Genomic DNA, 18531 nt, shown 5'->3' on the forward strand with positions numbered 1-18531 from the left:
TGGGGTGGGGGCGGGCCCTCGGGCGGAGGGCCCGGCGGGACGGGGATCAGGGACAACAGAGCGCGGAGGGCCGGCCGGTGCCGTCCGCGATGTGCGACGCCCAGTCCAGGATCTGCACCGCCGCACCGGCGGCCTCCAGCCCCTGGCAGCGGGCGTGGTGGCGGCGGGCGATGCCCGGCAGGTCGAGGTGGCGGCCGAAGTCGGGGTGGGCGGCAAGCCGCCGGGCGTAGGCCCACAGCCGCGGGTGGCCGGCGATGCGGTGGACGGCGGCGGCGTCCAGGTGCCGGCGGTGCACGGTGTCGAGCTGCACCAGGGTCACCCAGACGTGGACGTCGGCGACGGTCATCCGGTCGCCCAGGACGAACTCCTGGAAGCCCAGCCGTCCCTCCCACTGCCGCAGTGTGCCCAGCAGCACGGCCAGGGCGGTCCGGCGCTCGCCGGCGTCGGCACCGGGCCGCCCGGCGCGCTGTGCGGCGTCGTTGACGCCGTGCTCACAGAGGTGTTCGACGGCGGCGATCTCCGCCTCGGCACCACGCGGGTACAGCCCGCAGCGGTCGCTGCCGAAGTGCCGGGCCAGGTCCCGCAGGATGTCCGGGGCGTGGGTGCTGACGATCCGTCCGGTCCAGTCGTCGCTGAGCACGGGTGCCGTGGCGGGGCCGGGGTGGCGGTGCGAAGTGGCCTCGTACAGCGGGCGCAGGGCGGTGTGCCCGCCGTCGGGCCCGTCGGGCACGGACGGCAGCAGGGTCACCGGGAGGGTGTGGTGCAGACCGAGCAGGCTGTGGGTGATGGCGAGCCGAAGGGAGTGCGGGCAGGACGGTGAGAGGTGGAGGCGGTAGCGGCGGGCGACGGCGTAGTAGCCGCTGTTCGCGTCGCAGCCGATCCTGCCGCGCAGCGAGGGCGCGGGCGGCAGGCTGGTCAAGGGTGCGGCGGGCATGTGTCTCCCTGGATCCTGGGCCGGCTTCTGGGTACGCGGAGTGCGGCGAGCGGAGCGCGAGCGGCGCACGGAGGGGGGCGGGGGACGCGTGACGGCGTCAGCGTCCGCCCGTGCGCGCGGGGGTGTGGTGGCGTGGGGACCGTCGGTCAGTCCGGCACGCTCGCCGCGCTGCAGACACGCAGGAGATCGATGTGGCGGCGGGAGGTCAGGAGCAGGGCCGGCCGCCCCGCGCGCACGGCGCGGCCGGTGGACGACTCCGGACGCTCCATCATTTCCTACCCATCCGCTAGGGAATCTGTAAGGGAGTGTCGGGCGGGCCTGAGAGCCCGTCAAGAGGGCCGTCCCGGATCCCGCCCGCCGTCTCACATGCCGGAAAGACGCGTACCGGCGAATAGGCGCCGAAGCAGATCTCGGGCCGTGGGTCGGGCAGCCTGGCGAGCCGCACCTCCTCGACCCGCAGGTGCCGCCCCGTCAGGTCCGCGGACCGGCCGTCCCACCACCCCCGGACGATGTGCGGGAATCCGTCGGTGCGGGCGTAACGGGCGCCCTCGTCGAGGAAGTCGCCGTACGCGCGCTGCTCCCGGCTCTCCCCGCCCGTGACCACGTCGAGCAGCAGCCGGCCGCCGCTGTGCCGCTGGAAGGTGGACGCCACGTGCGCGGCCGGCGTCGGGGAGACGCGGCCCGGCCGGAAGGCGACCAGGAAGTTCAGCCGGCCAGTGGAAGGCGGGGCTCACGCGCGCTTCCGGCCATTCGCCCGTCACCGGTGGTCGCGGGGCACCACTCATCCGGCCGCCGCCAGCAGGGTCGTACGGCTGTCGAGGGCCGCGGCGAACTGGTCGACGACCTGGGCCAGGGCCTCCGCCGCGCCGGGGGCGACGGAGAGGTGGCCGTCGTCGGTCACCGCGATGTCCGTGTCCAGAGTGAACCAGCCCTGGACGATGTGTCCGGCGCCCATGGAGCTGAGCACGGGGCGCAGCGCGTAGTCGATGGCGAGGACGTGCGCGGTGGTGCCGCCGGTCGCCAGCGGCAGGACCGTCTTGCCGGCCAGGGCGTACTGCGGCAGCAGGTCGAGCAGGGACTTCAGCAGCCCGGAGTAGGCGGCCTTGTAGACGGGGGTGCCGATCACGATGCCGTCGGCGCGGTCGAACAGGGCGGCCGCCTCGGCGATCGCCGGGTGCCGGACGTCCGCGCCGAGCAGGGCCTCGGCGGGCAGCGTGCGGACGTCCAGGGGGATCACCTCGTGCCCCTGGGCGATGAGCCGGCGGTCGAGGTGGCGCAGCAGCCGGGCGGTGCGGGAGGTGGCGGAGGGGCTTCCGGAGACGGACAGGACGGTGGCCATGGTGAACCCTTCGGTGTGCGGGACGGGCGGGACGGTTCAGCCGCCGGTCCTGGGCAGGCCGGGCGGGTTGATCTCGGACTTGGTCACGGCCTCGTCGGACAGTCCCCAGCGCGCCAGGACCTGGGCGTAGGTGCCGTTCTCGATGACCTCGTTCAGTGCGGCGGCCAGGGGTTTCACCAGGCCGCTGTCCTTCTTGGTGGTGGCGGCGATGAGGCCCTGAAGGCCGGCGCCGGCCCCGGAGCAGGTGCCCACGACCTCGGTCCTGCCGGAGGTGGCCGCGTGGTAGGCGGCGGTCGGGTTGGGGCCGAGGTAGAGGTCGATCCGGCCGGACTGGAGGGCGAGGTAGGTGTCGCTGTCGTTCTGGTAGTACTTGATGTCCACCGGCTCGCGGCCGGCCTTCTCGTTCGCCTCGCTCCACTCGATCAGCAGCTTCTCCTGGTTGGTGCCGCTGCCGACCGCGACGGTCCGGCCCGCCACGTCCTCGGGGCCGTCGACCTTCAGGCCGCTGCCCTTCTTCGCCTCGAAGCCGAGGTTGTCCTCGCGGTAGGTGGCGAAGTCGTACTTCTCCTTGCGTTCCTCGGTGACGGTGATGTTGCTGAAGCCGACGTCGTACTTGGCGCTGTCGAGGCCGACGAAGATGTTCTCCCAGGAGACGGTGTTGAAGTGCGGCTTCAGTCCGAGCACGTCGGCGACCAGGTACGCGAGGTCGGGTTCGACGCCGATCACGGTCTTGTTGTCGGTGGCGTGGAAGGTGAGCGGCGCGGCGGAGCCGGAGGAGTCGACGATCTCCAGGGTGCCTCTCGCGCGGATCTCCTCCGGTACCTGGGCGGCTATGGAGTCGACCTTCTCGGTGGTGACGCGGTCCTGGTCGGGGCTGGTGTTGATCCTCGTCGTGGTGCCCTTGGCGTCCGCGACCTCGGTGGTGCCGCCCTCGTCGGGGTTGGCGCAGGCGGCGAGGACGAGAGCGCCGGCGAGTCCGAGGGCCGCTGCGGTCGTACGGCGGGTGAGGGCGGGCACGGTGGTTCTCCTTGCTGCGGGACGGGCTGAGGACGGTCAGAGGGGTGGTCAGAGGACCTTGGAGAGGAAGGCGCGGGTGCGTTCGTGGCGCGGGGTGTCCGGGACGGCCGCGGGCGGCCCCTGCTCCACGACGAGGCCGCCGTCCATGAACACCACGGTGTCGGCGACCTCACGGGCGAAGCCGATCTCGTGGGTCACGACGATCATGGTGGTGCCGGTGGCGGCCAGGTCCTTGATGACCTCCAGGACCTCGCCGACCAGCTCGGGGTCGAGCGCCGAGGTGGGCTCGTCGAAGAGCAGCACCTTCGGTTCGAGGGCGAGCGCGCGGGCGATGGCGACGCGCTGCTGCTGACCGCCGGAGAGCTGCCGCGGATAGGCGTCGGCCTTGTCCTCGAGACCGACCCGGGCGAGCAGCCGGCGGGCCGTCTCCGCGGCCTCCTTGCGGGGGCGGCGCAGGGCGGAGACGGGGGCCTCGGTGACGTTCTCCAGCACGGTCAGATGGGGGAAGAGGTTGAAGTTCTGGAAGACGAACCCGATGTGGGTGCGCTGCTTCAGCACCTCCTTCTCCTTCAGCTCGTGCAGCTTGTCGCCGGAGCGGCGGTAGCCGATGAGTTCGCCGTCGATGCTGATCCAGCCGCGGTCGACCTTCTCCAGATGGTTGATGGTGCGCAGCAGCGTGGACTTCCCCGAGCCGGACGGGCCGAGGATCACGGTGACCTCGCCGGGGCGGACCCGGAGGTCCACGCCGCGCAGCACCTGGAGCGGGCCGAAGCTCTTGTGGACGCCGTGGACGTCCACCATCACCTGACTCATCGGCTGTCTCCCAGGGTCTTGAGGGCGCGCCGGGCGCGCTGGAGCGGGGTGGGCGGCGGGGTGCGGTCGGCGCCGCGGGCGTAGTGCCGTTCGACGTAGTACTGGGCGACCGAGAGCAGGGAGGTCAGCACGACGTACCAGGCGGTGGCGACCAGCAGCAGCGGGATGACCCGGCCGTTGCGGCCGTAGATCACCTGCACCTGGTAGAACAGCTCGCCGATCGACATGACGTAGACCACCGAGGTGCCCTTGAGCAGGCCGATGATCTCGTTGCCGGCCGTGGGCAGGATGGCCCGCATGGCCTGCGGCAGCACGATCCGGCGGATCTGGCGCAGCCGGGGGATGCCGAGCGCGGCGGCGGCCTCCCGCTGGCCGGGGTCGACGGCGAGGACACCGCCGCGGACGATCTCGGCGGCGTAGGCGGCCTGGTGGAGGGTCAGTCCGATGACGGCGGCGCCGATGGTGCCGATGAGACTGTTGCTGTCGACGGACCAGAACACCGGTCCGAAGGGGATGCCGACGCCCAGCCGCTCGTACAGGGCGCTGAGGTTGAACCAGAACACCAGCTGGACGATCATCGGGATGGACCGGAAGATCCAGATGTACGTCCAGGCGACGGTCTGGAGCACCGGGCTGTGCGACAGCCGCATGAAGGCGATCACGGTGCCGAGGAGGAAGCCGAGCACGGTGGCGTAGGCGGTGAGCTGGAGGGTCACCCACACGGCCTGCACGATTGTCTCGGAGAAGACGTAGTCGGCGAAGACGTGCCACTCCCAGACGGGGTTCGTGGCCAGACCGTGGGTGAACTGGGCGACCAGCACGAGCACGGCGACGGCGGCGGCCCAGCGGGCGTAGTGGCGGGCGGGGACGACGGTGAACTCGGACGGCCGGCCGTCCAGCCGCTCCGCGGGCGGGGTCAGGGTGTCGCTGCTCATGGGTCACCTGTGCTCGGGCGGATTGATCCGCGACGCGTCGATCGCGGAGGCGGTGGTGCCCCACTTGGCCAGGATCCGGGCGTAGGTGCCGTCCTCGATCAGCCGGTTGACCGCGGCCTGGAAGGCCTTGGTGAGCGGGGAGCCCTTCTTGAAGGCGAAGCCGACGTCGAGCCGGTGGTACTCGCCGAGGAAGACGGTCCCGGACGCGGGCTGGGCGGCCTGGTGGCGCAGTCCGTTGATGGTGGACATGATCACGTCGATACGGCCCTGCTGGAGGGCCGTGAGGGTCGCCGCGTTCTCGGAGTAGACCTTCACGCCGTACGGCTCGCGGCCCGCCTTGGCGCACACGTCCTTCTCCGCTTCGAGGGTGGCCTCGAAGGTGGTGCCGGCACCGGTGCCGACGGTCAGCCCGCACAGCTGGGCGAGGTCGGTGACCTTGCCCTTGAGCGCGGTTCCGCCCTTCTTGACCGCGAAGCCCTGGCCGTCGTTGATGTACGTCACGAAGTCGACCCGCTTCAGGCGTTCGGCGGTGACGCCGAAGTTGCCCGTGCCGACGTCGAACTTGCCGCTGCCCAGGGCGGGCAGGATCGACTCGAACGAGGCCTCCTGGCGTTCCAGTTGCACGCCGAGGACCTTGGCGACCGCGTCGGCGAGGTCGATGTCCTGTCCCTCGGGCTCCCGGCCCGAGCCGTTCGGGTAGTAGGCGCCGGGCGGGAATCCGACGGAGCTGCCGATCCGCAGGGTGCCCGCGGCGCGTACGTCGGCGGGCAGCAGCGCGGCGATGGACTCCACCTCGCGCACGTCGGCCACCGGGTCGTCGGTCGGCGCGGGGGACGCCTGGGCGCCCACCGGGGACGTGCCGGGCGTGCCGCCGGAGCCGCAGGCCGTGAGCGCCAGCACCGGCAGCAGCGCGCCGCCGAGCCGGATCGCGGTGCCTCGGAGGTTCACTGGGTGGCCGCCTTTCGGGTCGGTGCGGTGGTACGGGGGGCCGGCGGCAGGTGCTTCTCGAAGGGCAGCGGGCCGAGGGTCTCCGGGTCGGCGCCCGTGTCGAACAGCGGGGTGTAGCCGGTCGCCAGGTACAGGGCGCGTGCCTCGGGCTGGCGGGGCCCGGTGGTCAGGAAGACCCGCCGGTAGCCGCGGTCGGCGGCCTCGCGTTCCAGCTCGGCGACGACCCGCCGGGCGAGGCCGCGCCGCCGGTGCGCGGAGTGCGTCCAGATCCGCTTCAGCTCGGCGGTGGCCGAGTCGTGGCGGCGGAAGGCACCGCCCGCGACCGGCTCGCCCGCTTCGAGGAGCAGCAGGAGGACACCTCCGTGCGCCGCCGTGAACTCCTCGTCGGGGTAGCGGGCCAGCTCCTCGTGGGCGTCCTTGCCGTACCGGCGGGAGTACTCGTCGCCGAGTTCGCGCAGCAGGGGCCGTACTCTCGGGTCGGAGACCGCGACGTGAACGACCGTCAGTTCCGGTGCGGAGGTCATCCCTGCACCGCCGCCAGGGGCTGGACCTCGCGTGCCGCTTCGCGTTCGGCGTCGCGCTTGGCGACCTCCTCGCGGACGATCGGTATGACGTGCCGGCCGAAGTCGATGGCGTCGCCCAGCAGGTCGTAGCCGCGCGCGGAGAGGATGTCGACACCGAGGTCGTAGTAGTCGAGCAGGGCCTGGGCGACCGTCTCCGGCGTGCCGACCAGGGCGTTGGAGTTGCCGGCACCCCCGGTGGCGGCGGCGGTCGGGGTCCACAGGGCGCGGTCGTAGCGCTCCCCCGCCTCCGCGATGGCGATCAGCCGCTGCGAGCCGGTGTTCTGGGGGGCGGCTTCGCGGTGGTGGCGGACCAGGCCCGCCTCGCGGCGCCCGCGGATCGCGCCGACCGTGCGATGGGCCTTCTCCCAGGCCAGTTCCTCGGTGGGGGCGATGATCGGCCGGAACGCCACCTGGATGCGGGGCACATCGGTGCGGCCCGCCGCCTTCGCCGCGGCCTTCACGGCCTCGATCTGCTCGGCCGTCCGTTCCAGGGGCTCGCCCCACAGGCAGTAGATGTCGGCCTCCGCGCCGCCGGCGGCGTACGCGGCGGGCGAGGAGCCGCCGAAGGAGACGTTCGGGCGGGGCTGCTGGACCGGGAAGACATCGCTGACGAAGTCGTGGAAGCGGTAGTGCTCGCCTTCGTGGTCGAAGGGCTCGTGGGTGGTCCAGATCTTCTTGACGATCCGGATGTACTCGCGGGTGCGCTCGTAGCGCTGGTCCTTGGTGAGGGTGTCGCCCTCACGGCCCTGCTCGTGGTCGTTGCCGCCGGTGATGAAGTGCACGGTCAGGCGGCCCTCGCTGATCTGGTCGAGGGTGGCGAAGGTCTTCGCGGCGAACGTCGGGTAGGAGACGTTCGGGCGGTGGGCGAGCAGGATCTGCAGCCGCTCCAGCCTGCTCGCCACGTAGGCCGCGGCGGGGGCGGGGTCGGGCGATCCGGAGCCGTAGGCGAACAGCACCCGGTCCCAGCCGTGGTCCTCGTGGGCGCGAGCGAGACGGAGTGTGTACTCCTTGTCGAAGGCGGCGCCGGAGCGCGGGGTGGTCTCGGAGCCGTCGTTGGTGGCGGCGATGCCAAGGAACTCCACGGGCATGGGAGATGGCCTTTCCTCGGGTTCGCCGGGGGCGCTGGGCGCACGTGCCCCTCGCATGCGGGCATGCGGGCACGGCCGAGCGGGCCCCCGGTGCGGAACCGGATGGTGAACGGGTGCGAACGGATGTGAACGGGCGTGACGTCGCCCGGGCGAGGAGGTGCGGCACGGCCGGAAGGGGGTCGGCGTCAAGGTGTCGCCGGAGAACCGGGAAGCCGAGAAGCCGGAGGACCGGGAAACCGGAAGCCGGGAAGCCGGAAACCGGAAGCCGGGAAGGGCGGAAGCAGGCCCGTCACGGGCCGGCCGAGAGCGGAAGCGGGCCGGTCAGACGGCCCGTCGCGGCATCAGGCGCGACACGCGGCGGACCACACCCGACCGAAGTCGATGTGGTCACGGGTGACCAGGCGCTGCTCGGCGTTCATGCGATTAATTGAGCAGTACATCGCGCGTCCCGTCAACTGCGGCCCGGATGACGGACGGTTCGGCTTCGGCCTCCGCCCCGTCCCTGCTCAGCCATCTTTCCTAGATTTCCTATCGATTTACTAGGAAAGTATTGACGGTGGTTCAGGGGGTGCGCAGGATGAGGCACATGGCCACTGCCCCCGCACCGCCCCAACCGACCGCGGAGCCCCGGCGCACCGGGCCCGGCCGTGCGCACTGGCTGCGCGTGACCCGTGAGACGGCGGACGACCTCGCCACCGACGCGGTGGAAAGGGAGCAGGCCGGAAAGGCACCGTTCGACGAGGTGTCCCGGCTGCGCGAGGCGGGGCTGCTGACCCTGCTGATACCGGCCGAACTCGGCGGCGGAGGCGCGGACTGGCCCACGGCCTACGCCGCCGTGCGGGAGATCGCCGCCGCCGACGGCGCCATCGCCCAGCTCCTCGGCTCCCACACCTTCCTGTCGTGGAGTGCCCGGTTCCTGGGCGAGCCCGCGCTCGCCGCCCGCATCGACCTGCGGTCCGCCGCCGAGCAGTGGTGCTGGGGCGGCGGCCTGGCCCGCCAGGAACCCGCGCTCGCCCTGACCCCGACCGCCGGCGGCCAGGTGCTGGACGGGCGGCAGAGCTATGTCACCGGGGTCCTGGTGGCCGACCGCATCGCCGTCCGGGCCGTGCGTGCCGACAGCGCGGAGCCCGTCGCCGTCCTGGTCGACCCCGCCGCGCCCGGCGTGCGCGTCGACAACGATGCCGAGACCTTCGGCCAGCGGCTGGCGGCCGGCGGCAGCGTGGAGTTCGACGCCGTCCCGGTCGCCGCCGACGACATCCTCGGCTCGCTGTCCACGGAGGAGGACGCCCTGTCCCCCCGGGCCGCGCTCATCTCGCCGGTCGGACGACTGCTCTCGGTCCAGCTGCGGCTCGGCATGGCCGAGGGCGTGCTCGCCGAGGCCCGCGACTACAGCCGGGCGGGCGCGCCCTGGCACCCCGCCTGGCCGGTCGGCTCCCCGCACGACCCGCACGTGCTATCCGCCTTCGGCGAACTCACCGTGCTCGTGCGCGCCGCCTCCGCCCTCGCCGACCAGGCGCTGGCCGCCGTGTGCGCCGGGCTGGCCCTCGGCGACGACCTCACCTTCGAGGAGCATGCGGACATCGCCGTCCTGGTGGCCATGGCCGAGGCCGCGGCCGCCCGGGCCGCGCAGGACTCCACCGCCCGCGCCCTCGACATCGTCGGCGCCCGATCGACCCCGGCGCGGCTCGGCCTGGACCGCTTCTGGCGCAACGCGCGCACCCACACCCTGTACGAGCCCGTCGCCCATCGCCTCCGCGACGTCGGGGACTACTTCCTGAACGGCGCGCACCCGGCGTTCGTCCTCCCCCTCTGACCGGCCGGCGGCTCCCGGGGGGCGGGCCTGCCCGCCCCGGCCGTACGAGGACCCACCCGCGGCGGAGCACGGCCGGGACCTGCGGGATAATGGACGTATGCGGATCTCAGCCAGGGCGGACTACGCGGTACGTGCCGCACTGCAGCTCGCCGCGTCACGCGACGCGGGGCCACTGAAGGCCGAGGCGATCGCGGCCGCCCAGGACATTCCGCACAAGTTCCTCGAAAGCATCCTGAACGACATGCGCCGCGGCGGTCTGGTGCTCAGCCAGCGCGGCGGCAACGGCGGCTACCGGCTGGCCAAGCCCGCCGAGTCCATCAGCATCGCCGACGTGATCCGCACCGTGGACGGCCCCCTGGTCTCCGTGCGCGGGGTCCGGCCCCCCGAGCTGTCCTACACCGGGCCCGCCGAGTCACTGCTGCCCCTGTGGATCGCGCTGCGGTCCAATGTGCGGGAGATCCTGGAAGGTGTCTCGCTCGCCGATGTCGCATCAGCCCAACTACCTTCGACTGTCTCGGAGTTGACCCATGCGCCGGACGCCTGGGTGAACCCCTGATCCCACCTTTCGGGATGACAAAGTCCACCATGTGAACGCCCTCTTGGGGCGGGGGCTTGCTTCTGCCACGATCCCTAGCAACCAGGTAGGAAAACTAGGAATCCGTGGGGGGCCCGGCATGCGCACGCACAGCCACACGGATCTCGTCCTGCCGCGACTGACCTCGCGTCGCCACATCGATCTCGGCCGCACGTCCAGCGCCATCTGTCGGCTCGTCTGAGACCGTCCGCAGCACCACGGCACCCTGCGGGAGCCCTGTCGTGCTCGCCCTGGGCCGCCCCTCGCTCTTTTCGCACCCGCGTACCTCCGTGATCGCCCTTCCCTGAGAGGACACCTCCGTGTCTGCCGCACGACCGCTCACCGCCCTGCGCGCCCTCGCCGCCATAGCGGCCCTCCCCCTGCTGCTGACCGCCTGCGGCTACGGCGCCGACTCCACGGACGACGACCAGCGCGCCGAGGTCGCGGCGGACGCCGAGAAGCTGTCCACCGACGAGGTGCGGATCGGCTACTTCCCCAACCTCACGCACGCCACCGCCCTGGTCGGCGCCGAACAGGGCTTCTTCCAGAAGGAACTGGGCGGCACCGAGGCGAAGTACGCCACCTTCAACGCGGGCCCGTCGGAGATCGAGGCGCTCAACTCGGGATCCATCGACATCGGCTGGATCGGCCCCTCCCCCGCCATCAACGGCTACACCAAGTCCGGCGGCAAGAACCTGCGGATCATCTCCGGTTCGGCGTCGGGCGGCGTCAAGCTCGTGGTCGACCCCGACAAGATCAAGTCCCTTAAGGACGTCAAGGGCAAGAAGATCGCCACCCCGCAGCTCGGCAACACCCAGGACGTGGCGTTCCTCAACTGGATCGCCGAGCAGGGCTGGAAGGTCGACGCGCAGAGCGGCAAGGGCGACGTCTCGGTCGTCCGCACCGAGAACAAGGTGACCCCGGACGCCTACAAGGCCGGCTCGATCGACGGTGCGTGGGTGCCCGAGCCGACCGCGTCCAAGCTGGTCGCCGAGGGCGCGAAGGTCCTGCTCGACGAGGCCGACCTGTGGCCGGACAAGAAGTTCGTGATCACGAACATCATCGTCTCCCAGGAGTTCCTGGACAAGCACCCGGACGTCGTCGAGGCCGTGCTGCGCGGCGCCGTGAAGAGCAACGCCTGGATCAACGCCAACCCCGACAAGGCGAAGGCCGTCGCCAACCAGGCGCTGAAGCGGGACTCCGGCAAGGCGCTGCCCGCCGAGGTCATCGACCCGGCCTGGAAGTCGATCACCTTCCTCGACGACCCGCTGGCCGCCACCCTCGACAGCCAGGCCGAGCACGCGGTGCAGGCCGGCCTGCTGGAGAAGCCCGACCTGACGGGCATCTACGACCTCACCCTGCTCAACAAGGTCCTGAAGGCCGAGGGCAAGGCAGCGGTCGACGACGCCGGTCTCGGCGTCCGTTAACCCCATCCCGATCAGTTCCCAGGAGGTGACGACCATGGCCACCGTGTCGGCCCCGGTCGAGGAGCACGCCACAGCAGCGGTGCGGCATGCCGCCCGGATCGAGCACGTCTCGAAATCGTTCCCGGGCCCGGCCGGGCAGCAGCTGGTCCTGGACGACATCAGCCTCGATGTCGCACCGGGCGAGTTCGTCACCCTCCTGGGGGCCTCGGGGTGCGGCAAGTCCACCCTGCTCAACCTGGTCGCGGGGCTGGACCGGCCGTCCGCGGGCTCCATCGCCACGGACGGCCGGCCCGCCCTGATGTTCCAGGAGCACGCCCTGTTCCCGTGGCTGACCGCCGGTCAGAACATCGAGCTGGCGCTGAAGCTGCGCGGCGTCGCCAAGCCGCAGCGGCGCCCCGAGGCGGAACGTCTGCTGGAGCTGGTCCGGCTGCGGGACGCGCACCGCAAGCGGGTGCACGAACTGTCCGGCGGCATGCGCCAGCGGGTGGCGCTGGCGCGGGCCCTCGCCCAGGACAGCAGGCTGTTGCTGATGGACGAGCCGTTCGCGGCGCTGGACGCCATCACCCGGGACGTGCTGCACGACGAGCTGACCCGCATCTGGCGCGAGACCGGCCTGTCGGTGCTGTTCGTGACGCACAACGTCCGCGAGGCGGTCCGGCTCGCCCAGCGCGTGGTCCTGCTGTCCTCCCGCCCGGGCCGCATCGCCCGCCAGTGGACCGTGGGCATCCCCCAGCCGCGCCGGCTGGAGGACACCGCGGTCGCCGAACTGTCCGCCGAGATCACCGAAGAACTGCGTGGGGAGATCCGCCGCCATGGCCAGCACTGACACGCCCGTCGACGCCCCCGGCAAGGACGGCAGCGACCTGGCCGGCCTCGAGGCCGGGCTCGACGCCCTCGACTCGGTCGAGGTCGGCCGTACGCCACTGCGCGAGACGCTGCTGCGCAAGGTGCTGCCGCCGGTCACCGCGGTCGCGCTGGTGCTGGTGGTCTGGCAGCTGCTGGTGTGGGCGAAGGTGGCGCCCGACTACAAGCTGCCCTCTCCGGCCGCCGTGTGGGACGAGGTGGAGGCCTCCTGGCTCCAGGGCACCCTGCTCGACTACATCTGGACGTCCGTCTCGCGCGGCCTGCTCGGCTTCCTGCTGGCGCTCGCCATCGGCACCCCGCTGGGCCTGCTGGTCGCCCGGATCGGCTTCGTCCGGGCCGCCATCGGCCCCATCCTGTCCGGGCTGCAGTCCCTGCCCTCGGTCGCCTGGGTGCCCCCGGCGGTGATCTGGCTGGGTCTGAACGACTCGATGATGTACGCGGTGATCCTGCTCGGCGCGGTCCCGTCCATCGCCAACGGCCTGGTCGCGGGCATCGACCAGATCCCGCCGCTGTTCCTGCGCGCCGGGCGGACGCTGGGCGCGACCGGGCTGCAAGGGGCCCGGCACATCGTGATGCCGGCCGCGCTGCCTGGCTATCTGGCGGGACTGAAGCAGGGCTGGGCGTTCTCCTGGCGGTCGCTGATGGCCGCCGAGATCATCGCCTCCTCCCCCGACCTCGGCGTCGGCCTCGGCCAGTTGCTGGAGAACGGGCGGAACAACGCCAGCATGTCCCAGGTCTTCCTGGCGATCTTCCTGATCCTGCTGGTGGGCATCGCCATCGATCTGCTGATCTTCAGTCCGCTGGAGCGACGGGTGCTGCGCGGCCGCGGTCTGCTGGTGAAGAACTGACGGCTTCGGCCCGACGGCCGCTCCGGCATCGACCGGGGCGGCCGTCCTGTGACACTGCTGTGACCCGGCAAGTGGTCCACGCCACAGCTCGACTCTCCTGTCTCCTGGTGGAGTTGGCAGCCCGACCTCGATCGAACCGGCTGCCCGCGCACCGGGGAAGGACGCGTCTTGATACGCCGCTACCGGGCACCGCTGCTGGTGAATCTGCTGATCGGCATCCCGATGATCGCCGTGATGCTGTGCGCCCGCTGGTACACCGCCCACGGGCACTGCGACCTCGACGACCTCAGGCGGCCGGACCTGGACGGATGCACCTACGACCAGATCGAGAACAGCGACCTCGTGCTGTGCGCGCTCGTGGTGACCGGCCTGTTCGTCCTGCTGCTCGTCCTGCTCGCCGACGTGTTCCTGCCGCGCAGCCGCCGGCGCCCGCTCACGCCGTGGCTGCTGACCCTGCCCGCCGTGCTGCTGCCGTACGCCCTGCTCTCCACGGCGGCGGCGTGACACTGCTCCCGGTCTTCGTGGCGCTCGTCGTGGGCTGGGTCGCGCTGCGCGGTTTCCTGACGTATCCCCTTCTGCCGGGGTGGGCGAAGACCGTCGCTCTCTGCTCGGCTCCGGTCGCCGCCCTCGCGTGGCTGGCCGTCGTCACGGCGGACGACGCCTTCCTGTTCCCGGAGACCGCCCCGTGCCCGGCCGAGCCGCTGCGGAAGGGCATCATCGGGGACGGTGCCGTCCGGGGCGTGTCGGCGGCGTTCCCCCCGCGCGCGTACTGCGTCTGGGAGGACGGCACCACCTACGACCTCGCCACGGGCGCCCAGACGGTGTTCTGGGGCTGCCTCTCGGTGATCGCCGTGTCCCTCGCCCTCGGTCTGCGGTACGCCCTGCGCCACCCGCAGGCGCTCCTTGGGCCCTCTGGGCGCGGGGCCGTCGCCATCACGCGTACCTGACCGTGGTGCGCTGGGTGCCCAGGTCGATGGTTCCGTCCGGGGTGCGGATGGACAGCTCGAGCACGTCGCCGTCCCGGAGGTACTTCGGGTTCCTGGCCTGGGAGGTGAAGAACGCCTTCCACTTCATCGCCGGTGGCAGCAGCGCGCCGATGAGCTCGACCGGCTTGGGCGGCGCCTTGAGGGCCGTGCCGCCGGGTGTGCCGGTGAGCAGGAGGTCGCCGGTCTCCAAGCGCTGGAAGCGGGACAGTTCCCTCAGGGCCCGCGACGGGGGGTGGATCATGTCGGTCAGGTCGCTGTCCTGGCGGATCTCGCCGTTGACCTTCAGGACCAGCCGCAGTTCGGCGAGCCGGTCGAGTTCGCCGGCGTCGAGCAGGACGAGGGCGGGGCCGACCGGGGTGAAGGTCGGGTACGACTTGGCCTCGTAGAACTGGGTCTTGGGCAGCTGTACGTCGCGCGCGGAGACGTCGTTGGTGATGACCAGCCCCGCGATGTGATCCTTCCAGCCGGCGGCGGTCACGGCGGCGCCGGCCTCCAGAGGGCGGCCGACGACCAGGCCCAGCTCGATCTCGTAGTCGAGGAACCGGACGTGGGCGGGTTTCACGATGTCGTCGAAAGGGCCGCTGAGGGAGCCCGAGGTCTTGCGGAAGAAGGTCAGCGGGACTCGGCCGGGGTCCATCCCCGAGTCCCGCACGTGCGAGACGAAGTTGGTCATCTGCGCGACCACCCGGCACGGCGCGGTGACCGGGGAGACCAGCGGCAGCGTGCGGATCTCGCGCGGCCGCGCCGCGGGTTCGCCGGAGCGGGCCGCGTGCAGCGGGGCCGGGTCGGCGAGGAGGCCGGCGGTGGTGGTCGCGGAGGTGTCGACCGGGACGGCGCGGTGCGCGTCGAGCGCCACCCACCAGGCATCGGGGGTGCGGAGGACGGTGAGGGTCATGAGGAAGCCACTTTCAGCAGGCCGCGCAGGCGGCCGAGGTCGAACTCGTTGTCGTCGGAGCGGAGGGCGGTGACGATCGAGCGCAGTTCGGCCAGCGATGCGCGTCCGGGGGCGATGCCCAGGAAGTCCTTGGTGGCCGGCGGCCCCCACTGCGCCAGCCCGGACGCCGTCATGGGCGCCCAGCCGGGTTCCAGGGTGGAGTCGAACAGGTCGCCGTCGGTGAAGTGCTCGACGAGGAAGCCGTCGGGGTCGCGCCAGTAGTCGAAGATCTGGCTGCCCTGGATGTGCCGGCCGATGCCCCAGGAGCGCCGGTAGCCCTCGCGGAGCAGATACTCGCCGCCGGCCGCCAGCGCGTCCAGGTCGGTCACCTCGAAGGCCGAGTGCACATACCGGTCGCAGGGCCCGAGCGTCAGCGCGAGGGTGTGGTGGTCCGTCGGGGTCCGGCCGCGGTCGCAGCGGACGAAGCTCATGACCGGGCCCCGCTCCCGCTGCCCCTCGTAGTAGAGGAAGTCGCTGACGATCAGGCCCAGATGCTCCAGGTACCAGTTCAGCGTGCGCAGGTAGCCGGTGGTCTGGAGGACGACGTGTCCCAGGCGCCGCACGCCCGCGGGCTCCCGGGGCGGGCGCTGGGTGGCGTTCACCCGGAGCGGATGGCCCCCCGTGTTGTACCGGCGCGGCTCCCGGTTCGGCAGGGCCGGCAGGTCGTCGGTGCCGGCGACGACACGGACCCGCAGGCCGGCCGGGTCGAGCAGGCGCACGGCCGAACCGCCCAGGACCGGCGGCAGCGGCTGCACCCGGGCGCCGGTGGCCTCCGCCAGCCGCAGCAGGTCGCGGGTGTCGGCGGCCCGGAAGGCCGGGCCCAGGAACCGCGACGTGCGGCCCTTGCGGATGAGCACGCAGGGCGGGCCCGCCTGAGTTCCGCGCAGATGCAGTTCACGGGCGTCGCGGTACGACGTGACCAACCCGAAGGCCCGGGCGAAGGCCTCGGCCCGGCGCAGATCGGGTCTGAGGAACTCCAGCCACGCGATGTCGTGGACCTTGATCACGGGGTTCGCCGCCCGGCCCGGGTGCTCTCCGGGCAGTGCGCCGCGCTCGGAGTGCAGGCCGCTGTGCGTGCCTTCACGGCCGTCGGGCGGAGCGGGTTCGGCACCGGGGTGAGCAGCCATGGTCACCACCTCCTGCAGGGATCCTCACTTCCGGAGTTGACGACAGTCAATAGAACTGAGGAAATCATCAAAAGAGTGGCGGCCGACCCCGGCCTCGTCAACACCCTTACGGGTGGGGCGACATGCCGGCCGCCCGCCTGCCGCACCGGACCTCGGTACGGCGGACGGGCGGCCGGCGAGCGGCGCGCGAGGTGTGGTGCGCGTCAGGCGAACTGGCCGGGCCGGTAGTCCCCCGCGGGCTGCTGGACGATGACATTCGCCCGGTTGAAGGCGTTGATGAGCGCGATCAGGGACACGAGCGCACCGAGCTGCTCCTCGTCGTAGTGCTTGGCGGCATTCGCCCACACCTCGTCCGGGACCCCGCCCGCGGCGTCCGCGATGCGGGTGGCCTCCTCCGTCAGCTCCAGCGCGGCACGCTCGGCGTCGGTGAAGACCGTGGCCTCCCGCCAGGCCGCGACCAGGCTGAGCCGCACCGCCGACTCGCCGGCGGCGGCGGCTTCCTTGGTGTGCATGTCGGTGCAGAAGCCGCACCCGTTGATCTGGCTCGCGCGGATCTTCACCAACTCCTGCGCCGCGGAGGGCAGTGACGACTTGGCGATGACCTGGCCCGCCGCGACGAAGTGCTTCAGGGTGCCGCTCGTGGTGGGGTTGGTGAAGAGGTTCATACGGGCGCTCATGGTGTTTCCCCTCTGCGTTTCTCGATGACTTCACCCCTATGACGGAGCGCCCGCCCAAGACGTGACAGCGGCGAATGTGACCTGCGTCTCGCAGGTGAACCGGGAAGGGTGCTCACGGCGGAGGACCGCAAGCCTCCTCCGACCAGCGGCGAAAGTGGTTCTCGCCGAGAGGGGGACCGACCGGTGAGAACGAATGGGACGGCATCACCGCGGGATGCGGGGCCGGTTCGTCCCTTCGCCCGTCGGGCTTCCGCAAGGGGCGGCAAGGGCGACCGCGACTTCACCGGGGACCTCGACGACGACCTGCTCGGCGTCAGCGCGTCCGACGACGAGCTGCGCATGCACGCCGGCGACGGCGACGGCGAGTTCGCCTCGCACGAGGTGGGCGGCGGCTGGGGCGGCAAGGACAGGGGCACCCTCGCCGACATCGACAGCGACGGCCGCGCCCACGTCGTCGCCGCCACCGCCTTCACCGGTGACCTGCACTTCTACGCCGGCCAGAGCGACAGCCTGAAGGCCGGGGTGAGGGTCGGCCAGGGCTGGGGAGGCACGAGCCACCTCGTCCGACCGGCCCCGCCTCCTCGCAGAGCCCGTGCGTCTCCCGGACGCCCGGGCTCGCGCAGGATAGGGTGACCATTGGTCTAGACATCTTGGCGGAAGGGCGCACGGTGGAACCCGTGGAACCCACAGCACACACCTCAGCCGACGGCAGCCTCCCGGTGGCCGTGATCGGCCTGGGGGGCATCGCGCAGAAGGCGTATCTGCCCGTCCTGGGGGCGCTGCCGGGACTCGACCTGCGGCTGATGACCCGGGATCCGGGGAAACTCGCCCGGATCGGCCACGCCTACCGGGTCCGGCACCTGTTCACCGACCTGGACGACGTCATCGCCTCCGGCATCCGCGCGGCCTTCGTGCACGCGCCCACCGAACTCCACCACGCCCTCGTCACCCGCCTCCTCGAAGCGGACATCGACGTCCTCGTGGACAAGCCGCTGTCGTACTCCCTGACCGAGAGCCGGCGGATGACCGAACTGGCCCGGGAACGCGGCCGGTCCCTCATGGTGGGCTTCAACCGCCGCTACGCCCCCGCCTACACCCAGGCGCTCGACGGTCCGCGCGACCTGGTCGTGCTGCAGAAGGACCGGCACGCCGGCACCGGCGACGTACGCACCATCGTGCTGGACGACTTCATCCACCTGGTCGACACGCTGCGCATGCTCGCCCCCCGGCAGGCCGATCTCGACGTGCACGGCAGGGTCGTGGACGGGCAGCTGCACCACGTGGTCCTACGGGCCGCGGCTCCGGGTTTCACCGGACTGGCCGTCATGAACCGGTCCGGCGGTTCGGCGGGCGAGGTGCTGCAGACCGCGGGCGCCGACCGCCGTCGCGACGTCGTCAACCTGACCGACGTGACCGAGCACGACGGCGTGCCCTCGCTGCGCCGCGGGTCCGACTGGGAGCCCGTGGGACGGCGCCGCGGCTTCGAGGCCATGTGCCTGCGCTTCCTGGACGCGGTGCGCACCGGTGAACGGCTCGACGCGGGGGACGCGCTCATCACCCACGAGTGGTGCGAGGAGATCGTCACCCGCCTGACGGCTCAACCGCGGTAGGCGCTCACCGCGGTGACGCGGAGGGCGGCGGCAC

The 18531-nt window shown here is 71.9% G+C and carries 21 protein-coding genes and 1 pseudogene; 10 read left to right on the top strand and 12 right to left on the bottom strand.

Annotated elements, in window-relative coordinates:
* Window positions 1–46: 46 nt before the first annotated feature.
* From CCN42_RS07885 to CCN42_RS07925, 9 genes and pseudogenes are all read right to left on the bottom strand, one after another.
* Window positions 47–934, bottom strand: a complete 888-nt coding sequence (locus CCN42_RS07885; RefSeq protein WP_086734057.1) for a glutathione S-transferase C-terminal domain-containing protein — start codon at window positions 932–934, stop codon at window positions 47–49.
* Between the two features lie 286 nt (window positions 935–1220).
* Window positions 1221–1652, bottom strand: a pseudogene (locus CCN42_RS07890) (LLM class flavin-dependent oxidoreductase); the annotation flags it as partial.
* 63 nt (window positions 1653–1715) lie between these two features.
* The gene (ssuE, locus tag CCN42_RS07895) at window positions 1716–2273 is read right to left on the bottom strand and encodes an NADPH-dependent FMN reductase (protein ID WP_086734061.1); all 558 of its coding nucleotides are present in this window, start codon (window positions 2271–2273) and stop codon (window positions 1716–1718) included.
* A gap of 36 nt (window positions 2274–2309) precedes the next feature.
* Window positions 2310–3290, bottom strand: coding sequence for an ABC transporter substrate-binding protein (locus CCN42_RS07900; protein ID WP_086734063.1), 981 nt, complete (start codon window positions 3288–3290; stop codon window positions 2310–2312).
* A gap of 48 nt (window positions 3291–3338) precedes the next feature.
* The gene (locus CCN42_RS07905; protein WP_086734065.1) at window positions 3339–4103 is read right to left on the bottom strand and encodes an amino acid ABC transporter ATP-binding protein; all 765 of its coding nucleotides are present in this window, start codon (window positions 4101–4103) and stop codon (window positions 3339–3341) included.
* Window positions 4100–5038, bottom strand: coding sequence for an amino acid ABC transporter permease (locus tag CCN42_RS07910; protein WP_107427557.1), 939 nt, complete (start codon window positions 5036–5038; stop codon window positions 4100–4102). Before CCN42_RS07910 ends, CCN42_RS07905 begins: the two co-directional genes overlap by 4 nt.
* A gap of 3 nt (window positions 5039–5041) precedes the next feature.
* Complete coding sequence (locus CCN42_RS07915) at window positions 5042–5986, bottom strand: ABC transporter substrate-binding protein (protein ID WP_211294650.1); 945 nt, start codon at window positions 5984–5986, stop codon at window positions 5042–5044.
* Window positions 5983–6510, bottom strand: coding sequence for a GNAT family N-acetyltransferase (locus CCN42_RS07920; protein WP_086734067.1), 528 nt, complete (start codon window positions 6508–6510; stop codon window positions 5983–5985). The genes CCN42_RS07915 and CCN42_RS07920 overlap by 4 nt, the downstream gene beginning before the upstream one ends.
* Window positions 6507–7637 carry an LLM class flavin-dependent oxidoreductase gene (locus CCN42_RS07925; protein WP_086734069.1) on the bottom strand — a complete coding sequence of 377 codons (1131 nt, stop codon included), beginning with the start codon at window positions 7635–7637 and terminating at the stop codon, window positions 6507–6509. Before CCN42_RS07925 ends, CCN42_RS07920 begins: the two co-directional genes overlap by 4 nt.
* Window positions 7638–8223: 586 nt before the next feature.
* Between CCN42_RS07925 and CCN42_RS07930 the strand changes: the two genes are divergently transcribed.
* The 8 genes from CCN42_RS07930 to CCN42_RS07960 all read left to right on the top strand — a co-directional run bounded on the left by CCN42_RS07930 (window position 8224) and on the right by CCN42_RS07960 (window position 14110).
* Entirely contained in the window at window positions 8224–9450 is a 1227-nt protein-coding gene (locus CCN42_RS07930; RefSeq protein WP_086734071.1) for an acyl-CoA dehydrogenase family protein, read from the top strand.
* Window positions 9451–9547: 97 nt separating this feature from the next.
* Window positions 9548–10006, top strand: coding sequence for an RrF2 family transcriptional regulator (locus tag CCN42_RS07935; protein ID WP_086734073.1), 459 nt, complete (start codon window positions 9548–9550; stop codon window positions 10004–10006).
* A 118-nt stretch (window positions 10007–10124) separates the two neighbouring features.
* Complete coding sequence (locus CCN42_RS46070) at window positions 10125–10226, top strand: putative leader peptide (RefSeq protein ID WP_366459963.1); 102 nt, start codon at window positions 10125–10127, stop codon at window positions 10224–10226.
* A 118-nt stretch (window positions 10227–10344) separates the two neighbouring features.
* A complete protein-coding gene (locus tag CCN42_RS07940; RefSeq protein ID WP_086734075.1) occupies window positions 10345–11451 on the top strand; it encodes an ABC transporter substrate-binding protein in 1107 nt (368 codons plus the stop codon).
* A gap of 34 nt (window positions 11452–11485) precedes the next feature.
* Entirely contained in the window at window positions 11486–12277 is a 792-nt protein-coding gene (locus CCN42_RS07945; RefSeq protein WP_086734077.1) for an ABC transporter ATP-binding protein, read from the top strand.
* Entirely contained in the window at window positions 12264–13163 is a 900-nt protein-coding gene (locus tag CCN42_RS07950) for an ABC transporter permease (RefSeq protein ID WP_086170544.1), read from the top strand. The genes CCN42_RS07945 and CCN42_RS07950 overlap by 14 nt, the downstream gene beginning before the upstream one ends.
* A 168-nt stretch (window positions 13164–13331) precedes the next feature.
* The gene (locus CCN42_RS07955) at window positions 13332–13667 is read left to right on the top strand and encodes a hypothetical protein (RefSeq protein ID WP_086734079.1); all 336 of its coding nucleotides are present in this window, start codon (window positions 13332–13334) and stop codon (window positions 13665–13667) included.
* Window positions 13664–14110, top strand: coding sequence for a hypothetical protein (locus tag CCN42_RS07960; protein ID WP_086734081.1), 447 nt, complete (start codon window positions 13664–13666; stop codon window positions 14108–14110). The genes CCN42_RS07955 and CCN42_RS07960 overlap by 4 nt, the downstream gene beginning before the upstream one ends.
* Here CCN42_RS07960 and CCN42_RS07965 read toward each other — a convergent pair.
* The 3 genes from CCN42_RS07965 to CCN42_RS07975 all read right to left on the bottom strand — a co-directional run bounded on the left by CCN42_RS07965 (window position 14097) and on the right by CCN42_RS07975 (window position 16887).
* Window positions 14097–15044 carry a fumarylacetoacetate hydrolase family protein gene (locus tag CCN42_RS07965; RefSeq protein WP_086734083.1) on the bottom strand — a complete coding sequence of 316 codons (948 nt, stop codon included), beginning with the start codon at window positions 15042–15044 and terminating at the stop codon, window positions 14097–14099. The genes CCN42_RS07960 and CCN42_RS07965 overlap by 14 nt on opposite strands.
* Window positions 15041–16210: a VOC family protein gene (locus CCN42_RS07970; RefSeq protein ID WP_086734085.1), complete on the bottom strand. Its 1170-nt coding sequence runs from the start codon at window positions 16208–16210 to the stop codon at window positions 15041–15043. The genes CCN42_RS07965 and CCN42_RS07970 overlap by 4 nt, the downstream gene beginning before the upstream one ends.
* 203 nt (window positions 16211–16413) lie before the next feature.
* Window positions 16414–16887, bottom strand: a complete 474-nt coding sequence (locus tag CCN42_RS07975; protein WP_086734087.1) for a carboxymuconolactone decarboxylase family protein — start codon at window positions 16885–16887, stop codon at window positions 16414–16416.
* 183 nt (window positions 16888–17070) lie between these two features.
* On the opposite strand from CCN42_RS07975, the gene CCN42_RS07980 reads away from it, so the two are divergent.
* Both CCN42_RS07980 and CCN42_RS07985 read left to right on the top strand, forming a co-directional pair.
* Entirely contained in the window at window positions 17071–17520 is a 450-nt protein-coding gene (locus tag CCN42_RS07980; RefSeq protein ID WP_143661873.1) for an FG-GAP repeat domain-containing protein, read from the top strand.
* A 44-nt stretch (window positions 17521–17564) separates the two neighbouring features.
* The gene (locus tag CCN42_RS07985; protein WP_086734123.1) at window positions 17565–18497 is read left to right on the top strand and encodes a Gfo/Idh/MocA family protein; all 933 of its coding nucleotides are present in this window, start codon (window positions 17565–17567) and stop codon (window positions 18495–18497) included.
* The last annotated feature ends 34 nt before the right edge of the window (window positions 18498–18531 follow it).

Source organism: Streptomyces glaucescens (assembly GCF_002154375.1).
Lineage (GTDB): Bacteria > Actinomycetota > Actinomycetes > Streptomycetales > Streptomycetaceae > Streptomyces > Streptomyces glaucescens.